A 19,208-nucleotide genomic window follows, 5' to 3' on the forward strand; every position below is an offset into this window, starting at 1 on the left:
CGGCACGACACCCCCAACCCAGAGGAGTTCCCCATGGCCGCCTTCTCCGTCGACAGCGACGCCGTCTTCGCCGCGACCGGTTCTGTCCGCGCGACGATCGACCGCATCCAGGGCGAGACGCAGTCGATGCTCGCGCAGCTGACGCACCTGCAGTCCACCTGGTCGGGCGGTGCCGCCGTCGCCTTCCAGGGCGTCGTCGACCAGTGGCGGGCGACTCAGCGTCAGGTGGAGGACGCCCTCGCGGGCATCAACTCCGCGCTCGGCGTCGCGGCCCGCCAGTACGCCGACGCCGAGCAGGCGTCGATGGCGCTGTTCCGCTGAGCGGCGCGTTCGGTCTCGCGCCCCTCGCTCCACGACCGGGTCTGAAGGCTCCGGTCGTTGAGCGACGACGCGCAGCGACCGAGGCGAGACGCCCCGCACAGACGAAGAAGGCCCCCTCCCGAGGGAGGGGGCCTTCTTGCGGTTCAGCTATCGCTGGGCGGGACTCAGAAGTCCATGCCACCCGTCGGGTCGCCGGCCGGAGCCGCAACCTTCTCAGGCTTGTCGGCGACGACGGCCTCGGTCGTGAGGAAGAGGCCGGCGATCGACGCGGCGTTCTGCAGCGCCGAGCGGGTCACCTTGGCGGGGTCGATGATGCCCTGCTGGAACAGGTCGCCGTACTCGCCGGTCGCGGCGTTGAGGCCGTGGCCGACGGGAAGGTCGGCGACCTTGTTGGCGACGACACCGGGCTCGAGGCCCGCGTTGAGGGCGATCTGCTTGAGCGGAGCCTCGATCGCGACGCGCACGATGTTCGCACCGGTCGCCTCGTCGCCCGAGAGCTCGAGGTTCTCGAACGCGACCTTGCCGGCCTGGATGAGCGCGACGCCACCACCGGGGACGATGCCCTCCTCGACGGCCGCCTTCGCGTTGCGGACGGCGTCCTCGATGCGGTGCTTGCGCTCCTTGAGCTCGACCTCGGTGGCCGCGCCCGCCTTGATGACGGCGACGCCGCCGGCGAGCTTGGCAAGGCGCTCCTGGAGCTTCTCGCGGTCGTAGTCGCTGTCGGTGTTCTCGATCTCGCGGCGGATCTGGGTCACGCGACCCTCGATCTGCGCAGCGTCACCGGCACCCTCGACGATGGTCGTCTCGTCCTTGGTGATGATGACCTTGCGCGCGCGGCCGAGCAGGTCGAGGGTGGCGTTCTCGAGCTTGAGACCGACCTCCTCGGTGATGACCTGGCCACCCGTGAGGATCGCGATGTCCTGCAGCTGCGCCTTGCGGCGGTCGCCGAAGCCGGGGGCCTTGACGGCGGCCGACTTGAAGATGCCGCGGATCTTGTTGAGCACGAGAGTCGCGAGCGCCTCGCCCTCGACGTCCTCGGCGATGATGACGAGCTCCTTGCCGTCCTGGATCACCTTGTCGACGACGGGCAGAAGGTCCTTGATGTTCGAGATCTTCTGGTTGGCGATCAGGATGTAGGGGTCTTCGAAGACCGCCTCCTGGCGCTCGGGGTCGGTGACGAAGTAGGGATTGATGAAGCCCTTGTCGAAGCGCATGCCCTCGGTGAGCTCGAGCTCGGTGCCGAACGTCTGCGACTCCTCGACGGTGACGACGCCTTCCTTGCCCACCTTGTCGATGGCCTCGGCGATCAGGTCGCCGATCGTGGTGTCGGCAGCCGAGATCGACGCCGTGGCGGCGATCTGCTCCTTCGACTCGACCTCCTTGGCCGAGGCGAGCAGCTCGTCGGTGACGGCCTTGACGGCCTTCTCGATGCCCTTCTTGAGCGAGATCGGGTCAGCGCCGGCCGCGACGTTGCGCAGGCCCTCGCGGACGAGTGCCTGGGCGAGGACGGTGGCCGTCGTCGTGCCGTCGCCGGCGACGTCGTCGGTCTTCTTGGCGACCTCCTTGACCAGCTCGGCGCCGATCTTCTCGTACGGGTCGTCGAGCTCGATCTCCTTGGCGATCGAGACACCGTCGTTCGTGATCGTGGGGGCGCCCCACTTCTTCTCGAGCACGACGTTGCGACCGCGGGGGCCGAGCGTCACCTTGACGGCGTCGGCCAGCGTGTTGAGGCCGCGCTCGAGGCCGCGGCGGGCCTCCTCGTCGAAAGCGATGATCTTTGCCATGTGTGTGTCGTCCCTCCGGAACGTTGGCTTTCGGTCTTAGCACTCACAGATGCGGAGTGCTAAGCCATTCTGGCACTCGCCCCTAGGGAGTGCAAGCCGCGCAGCATCCCTCCGACACACGACGACACCCCGGGGCCTCGGCCGCCGGGGTGTCGGGAAGTCAGTCGTCAGGCGACGATGCGCACAGACTCCGCCTGGGGACCCTTCTGCCCCGTGCCGACGGTGAACTCGACCTTCTGGCCCTCTTCGAGGACGCGGAACCCGCTCATGTCGATGTTGGAGTAGTGCACGAAGACGTCCTGCCCATCCGCCACCGTGATGAAGCCGAAGCCCTTCTCGGCGTTGAACCACTTGACCGTGCCCTGCGTCATTCGAATCACTCCTGTAGCCGTGTAGATGGGCCCATCGTATGGTTCGCCGGAATGCCGGAATCGCGCAGACGGCAACTGTTGACACCCCTGCCGCGAACTGTTTACCCCGCCGAAACACGCGGGTCGGCGGCGGCGTGCTCTCAGGGAGTGGGAGTGGCGCTGGGCGGGTTCGCGGTGCGGTCCAGGCCGAGCACGACGACGAGCTGCTTCTTCGCGCTCTCGTCGACGTCCGCCGTGTTGGGGTCGTCCTGCGGCTGGTAGACGTCGCTCTGCGCGACCTTCGCTCCGCCCAGCACCTGCTCGGCGAGGCCGCGCGCGGCCGCCTCGTCCTCGGGGAACGCGTAGTAGACGGTCGTCTCGGCGAAGTCGGTCGCACCGGAGCCGCCGGCGGTCACGGAGTCGGCCGGCCAGCCCGCCGCGATGATCTGGTCGCGCGTCTGGGTGGCGAGGCCGTCCTCGGGCGTCGCGTTGAGGACCAGCACCGCGTAGCTCGTGTCGACGACCGGAGCGATCGTCGCGACCGGCGTGGGCGTCGGGGAGGGCGTGGGGAAGAGCACGATGCGGCCCGAGGCGATCAGCGTGCCGAAGATGCCGACGGCGACGAGCACGATGGTGGCGAGCACGGCCCACAGGAAGACCACCCACCCGCGCATGTGCGGGTTCTCGGCTCGGTGTGCGCCGACACGGCCGCTGTCCGCCGGAAGTTCGTCGAAGCGATCCCGGGGAAAGGTCGATTTCGGCACCAGTGAATGCTACCCGTCGTGTTCTGTGCGTCCGGTCAGCGCGGCTCGGCGGCGGCCCGACGGCCCTCGGCCACACGGGATGCGTCGCGCAGCCGGCGCAGGCGCTTGACGAGCATCGGATCGTGCTGCTGGGCGTCGGCGGTGTCGATCAGCCGGCCGAGCAGCTGGTAGTACCTGGCCGGCGAGAGGCCGAGATCCGCACGGATCGCCTCCTCCTTCGCCCCCGCGTGCCGGCGCCACTCCGCCTCGAACTCGAGGATGGCGCGATCGCGGTCGGTGAGGGGCACGGCCTCACGTTAGCCCCGAGCGGACCCGTCGCCCGCGCGCCACTCCACGAATGCCCCGAGCGGATCGACCGCCGCGAGCGGAACGGCATCCCGGGCCAGCACGAAGCCTCCCCACGAGGATGTGTCGATCGGCGGATCCCACTCCTGATGCAGTGCCGGCGGGTCGATCGTGATCCACGCGGCGTCGAGGTCGCGCACCATGCCGATGAGCCGTTCGCGCCCCGCGCGAGGGATGTGGGGCAGCACACCGGGCGTCGTGACGACGAGCGTCGCGCCGGCCGGTGCCTCGGCCGCGAGGGCAGCGAGGACGCCGGGCTCGCTCGCATCTCCTCCGACGATGCGGGGCGGATCGGATGCCGCGACGTCGAGGGCCGCCTCGATGCGCTCGGCGCGCCCGTCCTCCCCCGGCCAGACGAGGGTCGTGAGGAATCGACGGTCCGACGCATCGCGCGGGTCGAGGGGCGCGACATCGATCCCCGCGCGCCAGACGATGTCGGGCATCCCGAGCGGCGGAGCGCCGCGCAGCGACGAGTGCAGCACGACGCGCGAGGGTCCGTCGGCGGGGTCGAGGGACACCGCCCGGTCACCGTCGAATCGATAGGAGTATCGGTCGGGGTAGAGGCAGAGCCCGGCGCTGGCCCCGATCTCGAGCAGCGCGATCGGCCCCTCCATCGTCGCGAGGGCGGGGAGCAGCGCGGCACATCGCTGCGGCTCGTTCGTCTGCAGCCCGCGCCGAGCGCTCTCCGCGACGACGTCGTCGATATGTCCGGCGAGCCACGCCGCCCACGCCTCGTACGCGGCGAGGGGCGCACCCAGGAGTCGTGTCAGGGCGAAGACGAGCGGCGGCTGACGTCTCGTCGCCGGAATGCGCGCCACGAGCGCGGCCGTCTCCGCATCGCGGGCGATCCCCGCCGCCCACTTCTCGTAGAGCGCCGATCGTCCGGGCGCCTCGTCCCGCGCGAACCGCGCATACCGCTCCTGCACCTCGGCGGCCGCGGCATCCCGTTCGCTCGTCACCGCTCCATTCTCGGCGGACCGTGAGCAACAGGAGGAACACCCGCCGCGCACCTCGGGTTGAATGGAGGGGCAGAAGGAGAACCCATGAGCTATGCAGTGAACAAGACGGATGCCGAGTGGCGCGAGGAGCTGGGCACCGAGCAGTACGCCGTGCTCCGCGAGGCCGCGACGGAGCGTCCCTGGACGGGCGAGCTGCTCGACGAGCACCGCGCCGGCCTCTACACGTGCGCGGCCTGCGGCGCCGAGCTGTTCAAGAGCGGCACGAAGTTCGACTCGCACTGCGGGTGGCCGAGCTTCTACGAGTCGATCCGCCCCGAGGCGGTCGAGCTCATCGAGGACCGCAGCTACGGCATGGACCGCACGGAGGTCCGGTGCGCCACCTGCGGCTCGCACCTCGGCCACGTCTTCCCCGACGGCTTCGGCACCCCCACGGGCGACCGCTACTGCATGAACTCGATCGCCCTCGACTTCACGCCCGAGTCATGACCGGTGCGCTCGAGGCGGTCCGCGACCGCCGCTCGTGGTCGAAGGTGACGCCCGAGGCGCCGACGCACGGCGAGCTGCTCCCGCTCGTCGCGGCCGCGGGCCGCGTCGCCGACCACTCCTCCCTGCGCCCGTGGCGCCTCATCGAGCTGCGCGGACCCGACCGCGACGTGCTCGGCCGCGCGATCAACAAGGCCGAAGGGCACAAGGGCGCGTCGACCAAGCCGCTCCGTGCTCCCCTGCTCATCGCAGTCGTCTCGAGCCCCCGCAAGAGCTCGAAGGTGCCGAAGTGGGAGCAGGAGGCCGTCGCCTCGGGCGTCGCCCACATGCTGAGCCTGCTGCTCGACGACGCGGGCTGGGGCGTGTTCTGGCGCACGGGCTCGTATACGCGCAGCAAGGCCGTCGCCAAGGCGCACGGCCTGAAGAAGAACGAGGAGCTCCTCGGCTGGCTCTACGTCGGCGGCAAGCCCGGACGCGGCCGTCCGGGTCACCGCAAGCCGGTCGACGCCTCACGTTTCCTCTCGCGGCTCCCGAAGAAGGACGACAAGCACCAGTAGCGGGATGCCGCGCAGCGGCTGACCTCGAAGACCGGATGCCGCACGCCGGCGGCGGTTCTCACGTGCCGGATGCCGCGCGCCGGCGGCGGTTCTCGAAGACGGGATGCCGCGCAGCGGCTGACCTCGACGACCGGATGCCGCACCCCGGCGGCGGTTCTCACGTGCCGGATGCTGCCCGCCGGCGGCGCCACGGCACGACCGCGACGATGACGCCCACGAGGGCGACGACCACGGCGGCGAGCGCGACGCCGAACGACGGCCCGGACAGGGGCGGCCACAGAGCGTCGAGCACGATGGATGTCGCGAGCAGACCGACGACCGACCCGAGGCCGAGCAGCAGCACGCCGGTGTGCCGCACGAGCGCGGCCGACAGGAAGATGTAGACGACGCCGATCGCACCGCCGGCGTACATCCACGGCTCGGTCGCGGTGCCCGTGGGTCCGCCGCCGATCAGCAGGTGCACGAGCGCCGCGATCGCGAGGGCGATCGTGCCGCCGAGGAAGTTCACGAGTGTCGCGACGAGCGGGCTGCCGACAGCCTGCCGAAGCCGCCCGTTGGTCGCCTGCTGCCAGGCGATGCCGGCACCGGCGAGGAACGGGAGGAACAGCATCCACCACGGCGCATTCGCCGGCCCCTCCCCCGCGAGGCACAGGACCACGGCGGCCAGCACGATCGCGCCGCCCGCGACGCGGCCCAGTGTCATGGCGACGACGCCCGCCGGACCGTAGCCGGCCCGGTCGAGCACGAGTCCGCTGACCGTCTGGCCGGCGACCACTCCGACCGTGAAGAGCGCGACGCCGATCGTCGCGACGGCGAGGCCCTGGGTGGCGACGGTGAGGGCACCCGCGAGGCCGCCCAGCAGCATCCAGATCGGGATGGTCTTCCCCGCCCCCGTCACGAGGCGCGCGATGGCCGCCCGACCTTCGGGCAGGATCGCGCACAGCACGGCGAGGATCACCAGGCCCGAGCCGAACGAGATGACGGCCGCCGTGAAGCCGTCGCCGAGGGCGAGTCCGAGTGAGCCGTTGATGCGCGCCTGCACGGCCGTCATGACCCCCACGAGCACGGCTCCGCCCATCGCGATCCAGGCGGGCGGGCGGGGGCGGGTCACCGGTCCATCATGCCCGGGCTCGGACCACCGCCCGAACTCGCGCCGCGGCGCGGCGCGTTCCAATCTTTACCGCTCAGTACGGAATACGCCGCGGCCGCACCCGGTTGGAACCCGCATAGCGTACCGATCGGTACAGATGTAGATGGGATGGATCATGGGAGACCTCGACAGCAAGACCGCACTCGTGACGGGCGGAACGTCCGGTATCGGCTTGGCGGTCGTCCGCCGCTTCGTTCAGGAGGGCGCGCACGTCGTGGTGACGGGACGCACGGCCCAGAAGCTGGATGCCGTACAGGCCGAGTTCGGCGACGCTGTGACGACCGTTCAGGGCGACGTCTCGCGCCTGGACGACCTCGACCGGGTGTTCGCCGCGGTGAGCGAGCGCGGCGCCGGACTCGATGCGGTGTTCGCGAACGCGGGTGGTGGCGAGTTCGCGACGATCGAAGACATCACGTGGGACCACTTCACGACGACGTTCGAGTCCAACGTGGGCGGCACGGTGTTCACCGTGCAGAAGGCGCTGCCGCACCTCAACAAGGGAGCGGCCATCGTCCTCACCTCGTCCAACATCGATGTCAAAGGCAGTGCGTCGTTCAGCGTCTACGCCGCGTCGAAGGCCGCGATCCGCAGCTTCGCCCGCAGCTGGGCGGCGGAGCTCGTCGACCGGGGCATCCGGGTGAACTCCGTCGCACCCGGGCCCATCGCGACTCCGGGACTGAGCGGGCTGGCTGCCGAGCCCGAGCAGGCCGAGGCGCTGCTGGGCGGACTCGCGGCGGGCGTCCCGATGCGCCGCCTGGGCGCGCCGGACGAGATCGCCGAAGCCGTGCTCTACCTCTCCTCGCCGCGCAGCTCGTACGTCACCGGCGCCGAGCTGTACGTCGACGGCGGTGCGAGCCAGATCTGACACGTTGTGCGCCGGGGCAGCCCTTCGGAGCGCCTCGGCGCGCATGCATCCACGCGGGAGATCCGGGTGCGGCGTCCCCTACGTTGGGTACGTCCGGTGATGGCGAGGAGGGCTCGCATGGCCACGAGAGGCCGACCACGGGAGTTCGACGTGGACGAGGCGCTCGATCGTGCCATCGAGCTCTTCTGGCGTCAGGGCTACGAGGGAACGAGCCTCACCGATCTGACCGAGGCGATGGGCATCAACCGACCCAGCCTCTACAGCGCCTTCGGGAGCAAAGAGGGCACCTTCAAGCTCGCGGTCGACCGGTACGCCCGCATCGACATGGCCTACGTCGAGGACGCGCTCGCGGAGCCGACCGCGTATGACACCGCCCGCCGGTACCTCCTCGAGAACGTCGATGCGATCACGACGCCCGGCCGCCCGCCCGGCTGCCTCTCCATTCAAGGGGGCCTGTCGAGCGCGCCGCAGGACGAGGGGATCGTCCGCTACCTCGAGGATCGCCGGGCGGACGGGGCGGCGCGATTCGCCGAGCGTTTCGCCGCAGCGATCGATGCCGGCGATCTTCCCGCGGAGGAAGACCCCGTCGAGCTCGCGCGCTACCTCACGACGGTGTCCGCCGGCCTCGCCGTCCAGGCGGCGGCCGGAGCCACGCGAGACGAGCTGAGGCGAGTCGCGCAGCGGGCTCTGACCGCCTTCCCCCATCCCGCATAGCGCGCGATCGAGCCGCGCCACCGGCATCCACCATTCCGCTAGGACTCACGTCGGACGCAGCTCACGTATCAGGCGCTCTGCTCGGCCCTCTTCTCAGGTGGCCCGTCACCGACGGGCCAGGGGCCGCTCCTCCAGCGGCGAGAAGGAGAGACATCATGGCTCTGAACACCAGCCTGATCGCGATCATCGCGCGCAAGTACCCGCAGATCTGGGAGATCGTCGGCGGCGGCCCGGGCGGCCTCCGCACGCGCATCGACGCGGTCGCCCTCAACCCCCAGCCGCTGCCGCCGGCCTTCCGGTACGGCGCGGCCGTGGCGCGCCAGGTCGTGCAGACGGCCGCCACGGCACACATGCTCAGGGTGGCGTACGAGCCCGGCGACGACATCTGCCCGCCGCCGCGGCACTGGCCGCCGATCCCGTTCCCGTTCCCGCCGGACCCCGACCCGTACCCGTGGCGGGTCGCGGACGAAGAGTTCGACGTCGACTACGCCCTCGGTCTTGCCTTCACCCTCGAGGCGTCGGCGAACGCCTGGAGCCGACTCGACGGCGCGGACGCGCTGGAGCGCCTGCACGAGGTGGCCCTCAAGACCGCGACGCAGGCGGATCAGCGCTGATCCGCGGACGATGGATGCCTCGACCGGCCCGAGGGCGGGTTGAGGCATCCATCATTCCGCTGCTGATCAGGAGAACACCGGAGTGAGGAACCTGCGCTCGTATCGCCGGATGCAGCCGGTGGTGCGCGCGAGCTCCCAGGCGGCCTGGCACTCGGGATCCGTCGTCGACGCGGTGCGGTACACCTCGTACTCGGCCAGCGAGGGGAAGGTGAACAGCGCGAACGCCTCGTCGCTGTCGCCCTCGCTGGGGATGAAGTAGCCGTGGTGCGTCCCGCCGAGCTTGTTCACCAGCCGGATCCACGCACGGCCGTACTCGGTGAAGTCGTCGAGCTTGTCGGGATCGATCTCGTACCGGAGATGAACGGTGATCATCGGGGCTCCTCTGCAGTCAAGCGAAGAGACGAGTCTCGCCGACCGACACCGTGGCGAGCGGCGGTCTCGGCAGAGTGCGCGAAGAGTGGCGGAGAAAGCTCGGCGACTGGCAGAGCACATGGAGCCGAGCACAGGGGATCTCAAGCGTGGAGCCGACCACGGGACTCGAACCCGTAACCGCCCGATTACAAGTCGGGTGCGCTACCAATTGCGCCAGGTCGGCAGGGTGCCCAGTCTAGTCGGGCGGGCGCAACCGTCTCAGCCGGCGGGGGTCGGAGTCGGCGTCGGGCTCGACGTCTTGTAGTAGCTGTCGCTCGCGAGCGTCAGGACGAACTGCGAGAACTCGGCGGGGTCATCGAGTGCGCCGACGTAGGGCGTGCCGTTGACGAGCACCATGGGCGCCTTCGTGAGCGTGACGCCGTCGGTGTCGGGGATGCCCTCGAGCGCTCGGTCGGTGGCCGACTTGGCCCAGGCGGCGAAGTCCTCGTCCTCGATGCAGGCGCGCACGATCTTGGCCGGCGCACCCTTCGCGATCGCGATGGCGGCGAGCTCGGAGTCGGTGAAGCCGTCCGAGTCGAGGGCGGGCTGCTTCTCGAGCAGGGCGTGCGTGAACGCGAAGAACTTGTCGGGGGCGTGCGTCGCGACGCAGGCGGCGGCGCTCGCGGCGCGCAGGGAGTACTTCGTGCCGTTCGACTTGGCGGTCAGCATCGCGACGGGGTAGTACGTCAGCGTCGCGGCGCCCTGCGACACCCAGGCCGAGAGCTGCGGCGCATTGGCGAGCTGGAAGTCGCGCGAGCCGGACGAGAGGTAGTCGACGTACACCCGGATGTCGACGGCGGCGCCCTTCGTCGGGGTCGCGCCGGGGGTCGGCGTCTCGGTGGGCGCGGGGGTCTCGGTCGAGGCACCGGCGCCGGGAGCGTCGAGATCGCCCGCCGCGTCCTCCATCGTCGTGCCCGAGACGCTCGTGACGACGACGCCGTCATCTGTCACATTCGTGGGATCGAGAAGGGGCTTGGATGCTGCGGAGCCGACCGTCCAGGTGACGACGACGGCGACGACCGCCACGACGGCCGCCACGACGACGGCGATCGAGGTGGTGCGGATCACCCGGGCACGCGACTGCTTCGCCTGCACCTGGAGCGCCTTCTCGCGCACCGCTTCACGGCGGTCGCTCGGAACGGGCGCGTTGGGTGATTCGTCGCTCGACATGGAACCTTCTGGGAACGGGGTGGCCCGAGGCCTGGTCGCACCGGGGCGGCGACCGTTGACGATGCTAGCCAGGCACCCTGGGAAAAGCCCAGACGGAGCCTCCGCGGCGGCTCCGCGCGGCGCCGCAGGCTGCTGCATCCGCTCTCCGACGGCACCCGGAATCGGCCGCAGCGCCCCGCCATGTCATACTGAGAGATACGCCCAACGGTGGGCGGCGGGAAAAGCCCCCGCACTTCCATTCACTACGGATCGTCCGGCACGTACCTGCCGGTGAAGGAGAACACAATGGCGTCCGTCACGTTCGACAACGCAACCCGTCTGTACCCCGGGGGCACGCGCCCCGCAGTGGACAAGCTCAACCTCGAGGTCGGAGACGGTGAGTTCCTCGTCCTCGTCGGCCCCTCCGGCTGTGGCAAGTCCACGTCGCTGCGCATGCTGGCCGGCCTCGAAGAGGTCAACTCCGGCCGCATCCTCATCGGCGATCGCGACGTCACCGACGTCCCGCCGAAGGACCGCGACATCGCGATGGTCTTCCAGAACTACGCGCTGTACCCGCACATGACCGTCGCCGAGAACATGGGCTTCGCGCTCAAGATCGCCGGCGTCGGCAAGGACGAGCGCGCCGCTCGCGTCCTCGAGGCGGCCAAGCTCCTCGACCTCGAGCAGTACCTCACGCGCAAGCCGAAGGCCCTCTCGGGTGGTCAGCGTCAGCGTGTCGCGATGGGCCGCGCCATCGTCCGTCAGCCGCAGGTGTTCCTCATGGACGAGCCGCTGTCGAACCTCGACGCCAAGCTCCGCGTCCAGACGCGCACGCAGATCGCGTCGCTGCAGCGCCGCCTCGGCGTCACGACGGTCTACGTCACGCACGACCAGACTGAGGCCCTCACGATGGGCGACCGCATCGCCGTGCTGAAGGACGGCCTCCTCCAGCAGGTGGGCTCGCCCCGCGACCTGTACGAGAAGCCCGACAACGTCTTCGTGGCCGGCTTCATCGGCTCGCCCGCGATGAACCTGTTCCCGGTCGATCTCGCCACGGGTGGCGGCATCCAGTTCGGCACCGCCATCGTGGACGCCGACATCGACCGCCCGACGAACGCCTCGCAGATCACCGCCGGTGTGCGTCCCGAGGACATCGTCGTGAACCCGGCCGACGGCAAGGGTCTGACGGTCGACGTCGACCTCGTCGAGGAGCTCGGCGCCGACGGCTACCTCTACGGCCACACCGACATCAACGGCAAGCGCACCGACATCGTCGCACGCGTCGACGGCCGCATCCACCCGAACGCGGGCGAGAAGGTCGTGCTGGCCCCCGTGCCGCACCACGTCCACGCGTTCGACGTCGAGTCGGGTGAGCGCCTCACCAAGAAGGCGATCGCCTCGGCGTAATCGATCAGGACACAGCGCGGGCGGCTCTTCACAGACCGCCCGCGCTGTGCCGTTTCCAGGAGAAGAATGCCCGCCGCCCTCAGCATCACCGCCAGCTCCGTCGACCCGGGTCTCCTGACGCTGCCGTGGTCGACGCCTCTCGCCGAGTGGCCGTCGAGCCACATCGTGTTCCTCCCGAAGGGCATCTCGCGGCACCTCGTGCGCTTCGCCAACCTCTCCGGGCGCGTCGTCGCCATCAAGGAGACGACCGAGGAGATGGCACGCCGCGAGTACGACATGCTGGGCAACCTGCATCGCCTGGACGCTCCGTGCGTCGAGCGCGTCGCGGTGATCGCGGGACGAGTGGATGCCGCGGGCGAGCCGCTGCCCGCCGCGCTCGTCACGGCCCACCTGAAGTTCTCCCTCCCCTACCGCGCCCTGTTCACGCAGGTGCTGCGCCCCGACACCGCGAACCGCCTCGTCGACGCCCTCGCGGTGCTCCTCGTGCGGCTGCACAACGTGGGCTTCTTCTGGGGCGACGTGTCGCTCTCGAACACGCTGTTCCGCCGCGACGCGGGCGCCTTCGCCGCGTACCTCGTGGACGCCGAGACGGGTGAGCTGCACGAGAGCGGTCTGACGCCGGGGCAGCGCGCGCACGACCTCGACGTCGCGCGCACCAACATCGCCGGCGAGATCATGGACCTCGAGGCGGGCGGGCGGCTCGAGGGCGGCGTCGACGCGCTCGCGATCGCCGACGGCATCATGTCGTCGTACCACTCGCTGTGGGGCGCCCTCACCGACAAGGAGAGCTTCGGCTCCGACGAGGCGTGGCGCATCACGGAGCGCGTCCGGCGGCTCAACGAGCTGGGCTTCGACATCGGCGAGATGTCCATCCAGGCCACGACGGACGGCACGCGCGTCTCGATCCAGCCGAAGGTCGTGGATGCCGGCCATCACCAGCGGCGCCTGCTGCGCCTCACGGGCCTCGATGTCGAGGAGAACCAGGCGCGCCGCCTGCTCAACGATCTGGACGAGTTCCGGGCGCGAGTCTCACGCCTCGGCGATGACGAGGAGATGGTCGCGCACGAGTGGCTGACGCGCGTCTTCGAGCCGGTCGTCAAGGCGATCCCCTTCGACCTGCGTTCCAAGCTCGAGCCCGCAGAGGTGTTCCACCAGGTGCTCGAGCACCGCTGGTACATGTCGCAGGCGCGCGGCAAGGCCGTGCCGCTCGCCGAAGTGCTCACGAGCTACGTCGACGACGTGCTGCGGCATCGCCGGGATGAGGCTACCGTGATGGGTCCGCCCACCGAGACGATGGCACTCCCCGTGATCACGGGTGCGATCGACACCCTCGACGACGACGAAGAGATCGACTGGCGCGACCTGGTCTGAGCCGGGGCGGCCGAGCCTGCACATCCCGGCGTGGATGTGCAGGATGACGGATGCCACGCTGCTGCGCGCTCCGTCATCCTGCACATCTCCGTCATTCGGCGCGGATGCTCCGCGCGCGAGGACGCGTCAGTAGCCGACGGTGAAGCGCTCGCGGTGGTGCTTCGGCGTCTCGATCTCGTCGATGATTGCGACCGCCAGGTCGGGTCCCGAGATGAAGGACTCGCCCTGATCGTCGACGACGATGACGTCGCCGCCGTCCCGGTAGCTGCCCGTGCGCTCGCCGGGGTTCCAGGCGCCGAACCCGCCGGCGGGGTGGATGTAGAACCAGTCGTGCCCGTGGTCCTGGGCCTGCAGGTCCTCCAGGACGCCGATCGCCTCCAGGGCCTCAGGCTTGTACTCCTCGGTGAAAGAAGGCTGGTCGACGACCCGCTCGCCGCCGGGCGCGACGAGGCTCCCGCCGGCGCCGCCGATGACACCGACGCGCACCGAGGTGGGCAGCTCCGCGACGAGCTGCGCGACGTTCGTGCGCACGCTGCCCTCCATGTCGCCTCGCGCGGGCACGGCGAGGACGACGACGTCCACGCCCTCGAGCTCGCTCACGAGGCTCGGCACGTCGAGGAGCGTGCCCTCGATGTAGGTGGCACCCTCGACGCGCTCGGCCGGCAGCGTGCGCGCCACCGAGACGACGGTGTGCCCGCGATGCACCCCCTCGGCGAGGATGTGGCTGCCGGCGTAGCCGGTCCCTCCGATGACGGCGATACGAGCCATGGTGTTCCTTTCGTCAGGTCCTGCTGAGGCCAGCGCGCCGCGTGCGCGGTTCATTCCCGCGAATGCACTATTCGGGCGCGCCGGCTCGCATCGTGGAGACCTGGTAGAGGGCGACGGATGCCGCGATCCCGGCGTTGAGCGACTCGGTCGCGGCCGAAATGGGGATCGACACGATCTGGTCGCACGTCTCGGTGACGAGCCGGGAGAGGCCCTTGCCCTCCGACCCGACGACGATGACGACGGGACGGTCCGCGAGCGCGAGGGACGGGAGCGACACGTCTCCGCCGCCGTCGAGGCCGAGCACGAAGACGCCCTGCTTCTTGAGCTCCTTGAGCGTCGTGGTCAGGTTCGGCGCGATCGCGACGGGGATCCGCGCCGCGGCGCCGGCGCTCGTCTTCCACGCGGCCGAGTTGACGCCCGCGGAGCGGCGCTGCGGGATGAGCACGCCCTGCCCGCCGAACGCCGCGGTCGAGCGGATGATCGCGCCGAGGTTGCGGGGATCGGTCACGCCGTCGAGCGCGACGAGCAGCGGGGTCTCCCCCGTGTCGATGATCTGCTCGAGGAGGTCCTGCGGGTGCGCGTACTCGTACGGCGGCACCTTGAGCGCGACGCCCTGATGGACGCCGTCGAAGCCCGCCATGCGGTCGAGCTCGGGCCGGGTGACCTCGAGCACGGGGATCTCGCGGTGCGTCGCGATCGACAGCATCTCCTTGACCCGGTCGTCCATCTCGACGCGCTGCGCGACGTAGAGCGCCGTCGCGGGGATCTTCGCCCGCAGCGCCTCGAGCACCGAGTTGCGGCCGGTCACGGTCTCGGTGTCGTCGCCCGACTTCGACTTGGGAGCGCGGTTCGGGTTGCCCCCCTGCGAGCCGCCGGGACGGCCCTTGCCGCCCGCCGCCGCATAGCGCTCGGCCGCGGCCTTGCGCTTGCCGGCGGGGTGCCAGGCGCGGTCCTCCGCCTTGGGGGTCGGTCCGCGGCCCTCGAGGGAACGCTTGTTCTTGCCGCCGGATCCCTTGGTGGGACCCTTGCCGCCCTTGCTCGCGCCGGGGCGCCCTGGCTTAGCCATCGATACTCCAATGTGTCCCGTCGGGGGTGTCTTCCAGGGCGATGCCGGCCGCCGCGATCGCGTCGCGGATGCGGTCGGCGGCCGCCCAGTCCTTCGTCGCACGCGCGTCGGCGCGCTGCGCGATCATCGTCTGCAGCAGGGCATCGAGTGCGGATGCCTCGGGCCCGGCCGTGTCGGCGATCCACTTCGGGTCTTCGGGGTCGATCCCGAGGATCCCGGTCATGATCGCGACCTCCGCGAACGCCCGCACGACGCCGTCGCGGTCGCCGGCGTCGAGGGCCGAGTTGCCGTCACGCACCGTCTCGTGCAAGACGGCGAGCGCCTGCGGCACGCCGAGATCGTCGTCGAGCGCCGCGGCGAACCGCTGCGGCACGGAGGCTTCGACCCGCTGATCGCCGTCGGTGGCCAGCGCGCGGGAGGCGCGGTGGAGGAAGGTGCGGATGCGGTCGAGCGCCGCCTCCGCCTCGTCGAACGACGACGCCGTGATGTCGAGGCTCGAGCGGTAGTGGGCGGCGGCGAGCGCGTAGCGCACGACGAGCGGGTCCCGCTCGCGCAGCAGGTCCTCCGCGAGGACGAAGTTGCCGAGCGACTTCGACATCTTCTGGTCGCCGACGGTGACGAGCCCGTTGTGCACCCAGTAGCGCGCGAACGGGTCGCCGGCAGCCGTCGACTGCGCGAGCTCGTTCTCGTGGTGGGGGAAGCGGAGGTCGAGACCGCCGCCGTGGATGTCGAACTCGGGGCCGAGGTAGCGCCGCGACATGGCGGAGCACTCGATGTGCCAGCCCGGGCGTCCGGCGCCCCACGGAGAGTCCCACACGGCCGATGCGGGCTCGTCGGGCTTTGCGCCCTTCCAGAGTGCGAAGTCGCGGGGGTCGCGCTTGCCGCGCGGGTCCGCGTCCTCGGCCGGCTCCATCGCGTCGAGGGACTGGCGGGTGAGCGACCCGTACTCCGCCCACGACCGCACGTCGAAGTACACGTCTCCGGCGGCGGCGTACGCGTGGCCGGCGTCGATCAGGCGGGCGATGAGCTCCTGCATCTGCGGGATCGACGCCGTCGCTCGCGGCTCGTAGGTCGGGGGCAGGATGCCGATCGCGGCGTACGCCCGCGAGAACTCGAGCTCCATGCGGTAGGCCAGCGCCCACCACGGCTCGGAGTCGGTCGCGTTCGTCAGCACCTTGTCGTCGATGTCGGTGACGTTGCGCACGAAGGTCACCCGGCCGTACCGGTGGGCGAGCCAGCGGCGCAGGATGTCGAAGCTCAGCGCTCCGCGCAGGTGACCGATGTGCGGTCCCGACTGTACCGTCGGACCGCAGACGTAGATGGTGACGTTCCCGGGATCGAGCGGCACGAAGTCGCGCAGCAGCTGCGCCTTGGTGTCATAGAGCCGGACGGTCACCGATCCAGCCTACCGGCGCCCCGTGCCCCGCCCCGAGTGTGACGGCACGGGATACTGGAGCGTGCTCCACGTCCTCGCGGTGTTCGCCGCCGCCATCCTCTTCGGCACGACGGGCACGGTGCAGGCGCTCGGCCCCGACGGCACGACCCCCCTCGCCGTGGGCGCGGTCCGTCTGGCGATCGGGGGCACGGGTCTCGCCGTCATCGCGTTCGCCCTCGCGCGCCGTCACCGCGTGCGAGCGGAGCGGAGGGGGGATGCCGCACCCCTCGCCCTCCGGCGACTCGGCCGCTCGCAGCGCGTGCGCGCCCTCTCGCTCATGGTCCTGACGGGTGTCTGCCTCGTGACCTACCAGCCGCTCTTCTTCCTCGGGACGACACGCAACGGCGTCGCGGTCGGCACCGTCATCGCGCTCGGATCGGCGCCGGTCATGGCGGGGCTCCTCGAATGGATGCTCACGCGCCGCGCGCCGAGCTCGGCGTGGATGGTCGCGACCGCCTTGGCGACCCTCGGCGTCGCACTGCTCGGCTTCGGCGGGGATGCGGCGGGCGGGGGCGGGACGGACCCGATCGGGCTCCTGGGTTCCCTCGGCGCCGCAGCCTCGTTCGCCGTCATCGCCAACGCGCAGCGGCGCCTCCTCGACGACGGCTGGGACCCGTTCACCGTGGTCGGCGCGATGGGTGCGAGCTCCGCCGTCATCTCGATCGCGGTCCTGCCGTTCGTCGACCTCTCGTGGATGGCGACGCCCGCCGGCCTCGCGATGGGACTCTGGCTCGGCATCGCGACGATCTCGATCGCCTACGTCCTCTTCACGTGGGGGCTGAGCGGCTTGACGGCGGCGACCGCCGCGACACTGACGCTCGGCGAGCCGCTGACCGCGAGCATCCTGGGCATCGTCGTCCTGGACGAGCGGCTCAGCGTCCTCGCGATCATCGGCCTCATCGTCCTGGCGGCAGGGCTCGCCCTGCTGGCGTGGGGCTCGCGCACGCGCGATCCCCGTCCCTTCGCCGTCGAGGGCTGATCAGGGCTCCGTCAGCGGGCGCCCGCAGGATCGGCAAGGACGACCAGAGCGATGTGACCCGCACGGCACACGTCGCGTACATTCGTGACGTCCCGCGAGAAGGAGAGTGGATGCCGATCGAGATCCTGGCCGACGACCTCACGAACGAGGCGACCCTGCGCCTGATCGCGAGCCATCTCGACGGCATGCACGAGAGCTCGCCCCCCGAGAGCGTGCACGCACTCGACGTCGCGGCGCTCCGGCATCCCTCGATCACGTTCTGGTCGGCCTGGATCGACGGCGACCTCGCCGGCATCGGCGCCCTCAGGGCGATCGACGCCGAGCGCGGCGAGCTCAAGTCGATGCGGGTCGACGACCGCTTCCGCGGCACCGGCGTGGGCCGGGCCATCCTGCGCCGCATCGTCGCGGAGGCGCGCGAGCGCGGCATGACGAGCCTGTGGCTCGAGACCGGCTCGACCCCCGACTTCACGCCGGCGCAGCGGCTCTACGCGAGCGAGGGCTTCGTCGTGTGCGAGCCGTTCGAGGGATACACGCACGACCCGTTCTCGGTGTTCATGACGCTCTCGCTGTCGTGAGCGCGCTGTCGGCCGGGACGTCCGCGAAGAGGCGCTCGACGACGTAGTCGGCATCGACGCCCATCCCCATGAGCGTCGGGGAGGCGACCGAGTACTGGAACGGCAGTCCGAGGAAGGCCAGCCCGGGGACCGTCCGCGAGATGCCCCGATACTCGTCCGGCCAGCCCGTCCCGTCGACCGCGCCGTCGATGCGGATCCACGTGAAGTCCGGTCGCGACCCCGTGCACCACACGATCGTCGCGGCGTCGATCGCGACGCCGTCGTCGGTCGCGGGCCGGCCCGAGGCATCCGCGCCCCCGATGCGCGGGACACGCACGACGCCGGCGCGATCGAGGTCCTTGAGCGAGTTGCGCACGAGATCGACCCCGTGACCGCGCGCCGTGTCGCGCAGCTCGCGGCCCTTCGCGGTGTCGATCGTCGTCCGCAGCAGGCGGCGGATGAAGATGCGGCTCACGAGGTTGCCGATGGGTGTGTCGATGTCGCCGGGAACCTGTCCCGGGTGACGGCCGGCGAGCGTGACATCGTGCCCGGCGGCAGCCGCCTCGAGGGCGATGTCGGTGCCCGAGTTGCCGGCGCCGACGACGAGGACGCGGCCGGGGGCGAGATCCTCGGGTCCCGCATACGCGAGCGAGTGGATCTGACGGATGCCGGGGTCGAGCCGGGGCGCGAAGTCCGGTGTCACCGGCACTCGGTGTGCGCCTGCCGCGACGACGACCCGGCGCGCGAGGAGGATCTCCCCCGCGCTCGTCTCGAGACGGAAGCCCGCTCCGGCGCGGGTGAGGGCCACGACGCGGGTGCTCGTGTGAACCGGGAGCGCGAACGTCTCGGCGTACCGCTCGAGGTAGTCGCCGAACTGCGCGCCCGTCGGGAACTCGAAGTAGCCGATGTCGAGGCGCAGCCCGGGAAGCTCCGCGAGGCTCCGGGGCGTGAAGAGCTTCAGCGACCGGTACCGCGTCCGCCACGTGTCCCCGACGCGCCGCTGGTCGTCGAGGACGACGACGTGGATGCCGCGATCGCGCAGCCGCTTGGCGACGCCGAGTCCGGCGGCTCCCGCGCCGACCACGATGGTGTCGAATTCCGTGTCCATGGGGTCCTCCGATCGCCCTGTCCTTCGGACGATAGGAGGACCGGGCGTGCGGCT

22 protein-coding genes and 1 tRNA gene are annotated in these 19,208 nt (G+C 70.7%); 10 read left to right on the forward strand and 13 right to left on the reverse strand.

What is annotated here, in order from left to right:
• The first annotated feature begins 33 nt into the window (after positions 1-33).
• A complete protein-coding gene (locus AAIB33_RS10095; protein ID WP_345799838.1) occupies positions 34-321 on the forward strand; it encodes a WXG100 family type VII secretion target in 288 nt (95 codons plus the stop codon).
• A gap of 164 nt (positions 322-485) precedes the next feature.
• Here AAIB33_RS10095 and groL read toward each other — a convergent pair whose 3' ends face one another.
• The 5 genes from groL to AAIB33_RS10120 all read right to left on the reverse strand — a co-directional run bounded on the left by groL (position 486) and on the right by AAIB33_RS10120 (position 4,523).
• On the reverse strand, positions 486-2,105 hold the full coding sequence (gene groL / locus AAIB33_RS10100) for a chaperonin GroEL (protein WP_345799839.1): 1,620 nt from the start codon (positions 2,103-2,105) through the stop codon (positions 486-488).
• A gap of 167 nt (positions 2,106-2,272) precedes the next feature.
• Positions 2,273-2,476 carry a cold-shock protein gene (locus tag AAIB33_RS10105; protein WP_345799840.1) on the reverse strand — a complete coding sequence of 68 codons (204 nt, stop codon included), beginning with the start codon at positions 2,474-2,476 and terminating at the stop codon, positions 2,273-2,275.
• 140 nt (positions 2,477-2,616) lie between these two features.
• Positions 2,617-3,219 (reverse strand): LytR C-terminal domain-containing protein, encoded by a 603-nt coding sequence (locus AAIB33_RS10110; RefSeq protein WP_345799841.1) that lies wholly within the window; start codon positions 3,217-3,219, stop codon positions 2,617-2,619.
• A gap of 35 nt (positions 3,220-3,254) precedes the next feature.
• Positions 3,255-3,506, reverse strand: a complete 252-nt coding sequence (locus AAIB33_RS10115; RefSeq protein ID WP_345799842.1) for a DUF3263 domain-containing protein — start codon at positions 3,504-3,506, stop codon at positions 3,255-3,257.
• A 9-nt stretch (positions 3,507-3,515) separates the two neighbouring features.
• The gene (locus tag AAIB33_RS10120) at positions 3,516-4,523 is read right to left on the reverse strand and encodes a DUF2332 domain-containing protein (protein ID WP_345799843.1); all 1,008 of its coding nucleotides are present in this window, start codon (positions 4,521-4,523) and stop codon (positions 3,516-3,518) included.
• An 84-nt stretch (positions 4,524-4,607) separates the two neighbouring features.
• Between AAIB33_RS10120 and msrB the strand changes: the two genes are divergently transcribed.
• Together msrB and AAIB33_RS10130 are read left to right on the forward strand one after the other, a co-directional pair.
• Complete coding sequence (gene msrB, locus AAIB33_RS10125; protein WP_345799844.1) at positions 4,608-5,009, forward strand: peptide-methionine (R)-S-oxide reductase MsrB; 402 nt, start codon at positions 4,608-4,610, stop codon at positions 5,007-5,009.
• A complete protein-coding gene (locus tag AAIB33_RS10130) occupies positions 5,006-5,563 on the forward strand; it encodes a nitroreductase family protein (RefSeq protein WP_345799845.1) in 558 nt (185 codons plus the stop codon). The genes msrB and AAIB33_RS10130 overlap by 4 nt, the downstream gene beginning before the upstream one ends.
• 157 nt (positions 5,564-5,720) lie before the next feature.
• Here the strand turns inward: AAIB33_RS10130 and AAIB33_RS10135 are convergent, their stop codons facing one another.
• Positions 5,721-6,674: a DMT family transporter gene (locus AAIB33_RS10135; RefSeq protein ID WP_345799846.1), complete on the reverse strand. Its 954-nt coding sequence runs from the start codon at positions 6,672-6,674 to the stop codon at positions 5,721-5,723.
• Between the two features lie 154 nt (positions 6,675-6,828).
• On the opposite strand from AAIB33_RS10135, the gene AAIB33_RS10140 reads away from it, so the two are divergent.
• The 3 genes from AAIB33_RS10140 to AAIB33_RS10150 all read left to right on the forward strand — a co-directional run bounded on the left by AAIB33_RS10140 (position 6,829) and on the right by AAIB33_RS10150 (position 8,906).
• On the forward strand, positions 6,829-7,578 hold the full coding sequence (locus tag AAIB33_RS10140) for an SDR family oxidoreductase (protein ID WP_345799847.1): 750 nt from the start codon (positions 6,829-6,831) through the stop codon (positions 7,576-7,578).
• A 117-nt stretch (positions 7,579-7,695) separates the two neighbouring features.
• Positions 7,696-8,292: a TetR/AcrR family transcriptional regulator gene (locus tag AAIB33_RS10145; RefSeq protein WP_345799848.1), complete on the forward strand. Its 597-nt coding sequence runs from the start codon at positions 7,696-7,698 to the stop codon at positions 8,290-8,292.
• Between the two features lie 155 nt (positions 8,293-8,447).
• Positions 8,448-8,906 (forward strand): hypothetical protein, encoded by a 459-nt coding sequence (locus AAIB33_RS10150; protein WP_345799849.1) that lies wholly within the window; start codon positions 8,448-8,450, stop codon positions 8,904-8,906.
• 66 nt (positions 8,907-8,972) lie between these two features.
• Here the strand turns inward: AAIB33_RS10150 and AAIB33_RS10155 are convergent, their stop codons facing one another.
• The 3 genes from AAIB33_RS10155 to AAIB33_RS10165 form a co-directional block, all read right to left on the reverse strand.
• Positions 8,973-9,278, reverse strand: a complete 306-nt coding sequence (locus AAIB33_RS10155; RefSeq protein WP_345799850.1) for an NIPSNAP family protein — start codon at positions 9,276-9,278, stop codon at positions 8,973-8,975.
• 147 nt (positions 9,279-9,425) lie between these two features.
• A tRNA-Thr gene (locus AAIB33_RS10160) sits at positions 9,426-9,501 on the reverse strand.
• A 35-nt stretch (positions 9,502-9,536) separates the two neighbouring features.
• Complete coding sequence (locus AAIB33_RS10165; protein ID WP_345799851.1) at positions 9,537-10,487, reverse strand: thioredoxin domain-containing protein; 951 nt, start codon at positions 10,485-10,487, stop codon at positions 9,537-9,539.
• Positions 10,488-10,772: 285 nt separating this feature from the next.
• On the opposite strand from AAIB33_RS10165, the gene ugpC reads away from it, so the two are divergent.
• Positions 10,773-11,873, forward strand: a complete 1,101-nt coding sequence (gene ugpC, locus AAIB33_RS10170; protein WP_345799852.1) for a sn-glycerol-3-phosphate ABC transporter ATP-binding protein UgpC — start codon at positions 10,773-10,775, stop codon at positions 11,871-11,873.
• A 66-nt stretch (positions 11,874-11,939) separates the two neighbouring features.
• The gene (locus AAIB33_RS10175; protein ID WP_345799853.1) at positions 11,940-13,244 is read left to right on the forward strand and encodes a DUF4032 domain-containing protein; all 1,305 of its coding nucleotides are present in this window, start codon (positions 11,940-11,942) and stop codon (positions 13,242-13,244) included.
• Between the two features lie 126 nt (positions 13,245-13,370).
• On the opposite strand, the gene AAIB33_RS10180 is transcribed toward AAIB33_RS10175, so the two are convergent.
• The 3 genes from AAIB33_RS10180 to cysS all read right to left on the reverse strand — a co-directional run bounded on the left by AAIB33_RS10180 (position 13,371) and on the right by cysS (position 16,474).
• Positions 13,371-14,012 (reverse strand): NAD(P)H-binding protein, encoded by a 642-nt coding sequence (locus AAIB33_RS10180; protein ID WP_345799854.1) that lies wholly within the window; start codon positions 14,010-14,012, stop codon positions 13,371-13,373.
• A gap of 67 nt (positions 14,013-14,079) precedes the next feature.
• Positions 14,080-15,078: a 23S rRNA (guanosine(2251)-2'-O)-methyltransferase RlmB gene (gene rlmB, locus AAIB33_RS10185; protein WP_345799855.1), complete on the reverse strand. Its 999-nt coding sequence runs from the start codon at positions 15,076-15,078 to the stop codon at positions 14,080-14,082.
• Entirely contained in the window at positions 15,071-16,474 is a 1,404-nt protein-coding gene (gene cysS, locus AAIB33_RS10190) for a cysteine--tRNA ligase (protein ID WP_345799856.1), read from the reverse strand. The genes rlmB and cysS overlap by 8 nt, the downstream gene beginning before the upstream one ends.
• Before the next feature lie 22 nt (positions 16,475-16,496).
• Here cysS and AAIB33_RS10195 point away from each other — a divergent pair, with 22 nt between their 5' ends.
• Both AAIB33_RS10195 and AAIB33_RS10200 read left to right on the forward strand, forming a co-directional pair.
• Positions 16,497-17,492 (forward strand): EamA family transporter, encoded by a 996-nt coding sequence (locus tag AAIB33_RS10195; protein WP_345799857.1) that lies wholly within the window; start codon positions 16,497-16,499, stop codon positions 17,490-17,492.
• Positions 17,493-17,602: 110 nt separating this feature from the next.
• Positions 17,603-18,067, forward strand: a complete 465-nt coding sequence (locus AAIB33_RS10200) for a GNAT family N-acetyltransferase (protein WP_345799858.1) — start codon at positions 17,603-17,605, stop codon at positions 18,065-18,067.
• Here AAIB33_RS10200 and AAIB33_RS10205 read toward each other — a convergent pair.
• Entirely contained in the window at positions 18,045-19,154 is a 1,110-nt protein-coding gene (locus AAIB33_RS10205) for an NAD(P)/FAD-dependent oxidoreductase (RefSeq protein ID WP_345799859.1), read from the reverse strand. The two genes, AAIB33_RS10200 and AAIB33_RS10205, sit on opposite strands and share 23 nt — an antisense overlap.
• Positions 19,155-19,208: the final 54 nt, after the last annotated feature.

The organism is Microbacterium sp. AZCO (assembly GCF_039614715.1).
Lineage (GTDB): Bacteria > Actinomycetota > Actinomycetes > Actinomycetales > Microbacteriaceae > Microbacterium.

Coding starts and splice junctions, on each gene's coding strand:
- AAIB33_RS10095 (WP_345799838.1), top strand. CDS start 34: ATGGCCGCCTTCTCCGTCGACAGCGACGCCGTCTTCGCCGCGACCGGT.
- groL (WP_345799839.1), bottom strand. CDS start 2,105: ATGGCAAAGATCATCGCTTTCGACGAGGAGGCCCGCCGCGGCCTCGAG.
- AAIB33_RS10105 (WP_345799840.1), bottom strand. CDS start 2,476: ATGACGCAGGGCACGGTCAAGTGGTTCAACGCCGAGAAGGGCTTCGGC.
- msrB (WP_345799844.1), top strand. CDS start 4,608: ATGAGCTATGCAGTGAACAAGACGGATGCCGAGTGGCGCGAGGAGCTG.
- AAIB33_RS10130 (WP_345799845.1), top strand. CDS start 5,006: ATGACCGGTGCGCTCGAGGCGGTCCGCGACCGCCGCTCGTGGTCGAAG.
- AAIB33_RS10140 (WP_345799847.1), top strand. CDS start 6,829: ATGGGAGACCTCGACAGCAAGACCGCACTCGTGACGGGCGGAACGTCC.
- AAIB33_RS10145 (WP_345799848.1), top strand. CDS start 7,696: ATGGCCACGAGAGGCCGACCACGGGAGTTCGACGTGGACGAGGCGCTC.
- AAIB33_RS10150 (WP_345799849.1), top strand. CDS start 8,448: ATGGCTCTGAACACCAGCCTGATCGCGATCATCGCGCGCAAGTACCCG.
- AAIB33_RS10155 (WP_345799850.1), bottom strand. CDS start 9,278: ATGATCACCGTTCATCTCCGGTACGAGATCGATCCCGACAAGCTCGAC.
- AAIB33_RS10165 (WP_345799851.1), bottom strand. CDS start 10,487: ATGTCGAGCGACGAATCACCCAACGCGCCCGTTCCGAGCGACCGCCGT.
- ugpC (WP_345799852.1), top strand. CDS start 10,773: ATGGCGTCCGTCACGTTCGACAACGCAACCCGTCTGTACCCCGGGGGC.
- AAIB33_RS10175 (WP_345799853.1), top strand. CDS start 11,940: ATGCCCGCCGCCCTCAGCATCACCGCCAGCTCCGTCGACCCGGGTCTC.
- AAIB33_RS10180 (WP_345799854.1), bottom strand. CDS start 14,012: ATGGCTCGTATCGCCGTCATCGGAGGGACCGGCTACGCCGGCAGCCAC.
- rlmB (WP_345799855.1), bottom strand. CDS start 15,078: ATGGCTAAGCCAGGGCGCCCCGGCGCGAGCAAGGGCGGCAAGGGTCCC.
- AAIB33_RS10200 (WP_345799858.1), top strand. CDS start 17,603: ATGCCGATCGAGATCCTGGCCGACGACCTCACGAACGAGGCGACCCTG.
- AAIB33_RS10205 (WP_345799859.1), bottom strand. CDS start 19,154: ATGGACACGGAATTCGACACCATCGTGGTCGGCGCGGGAGCCGCCGGA.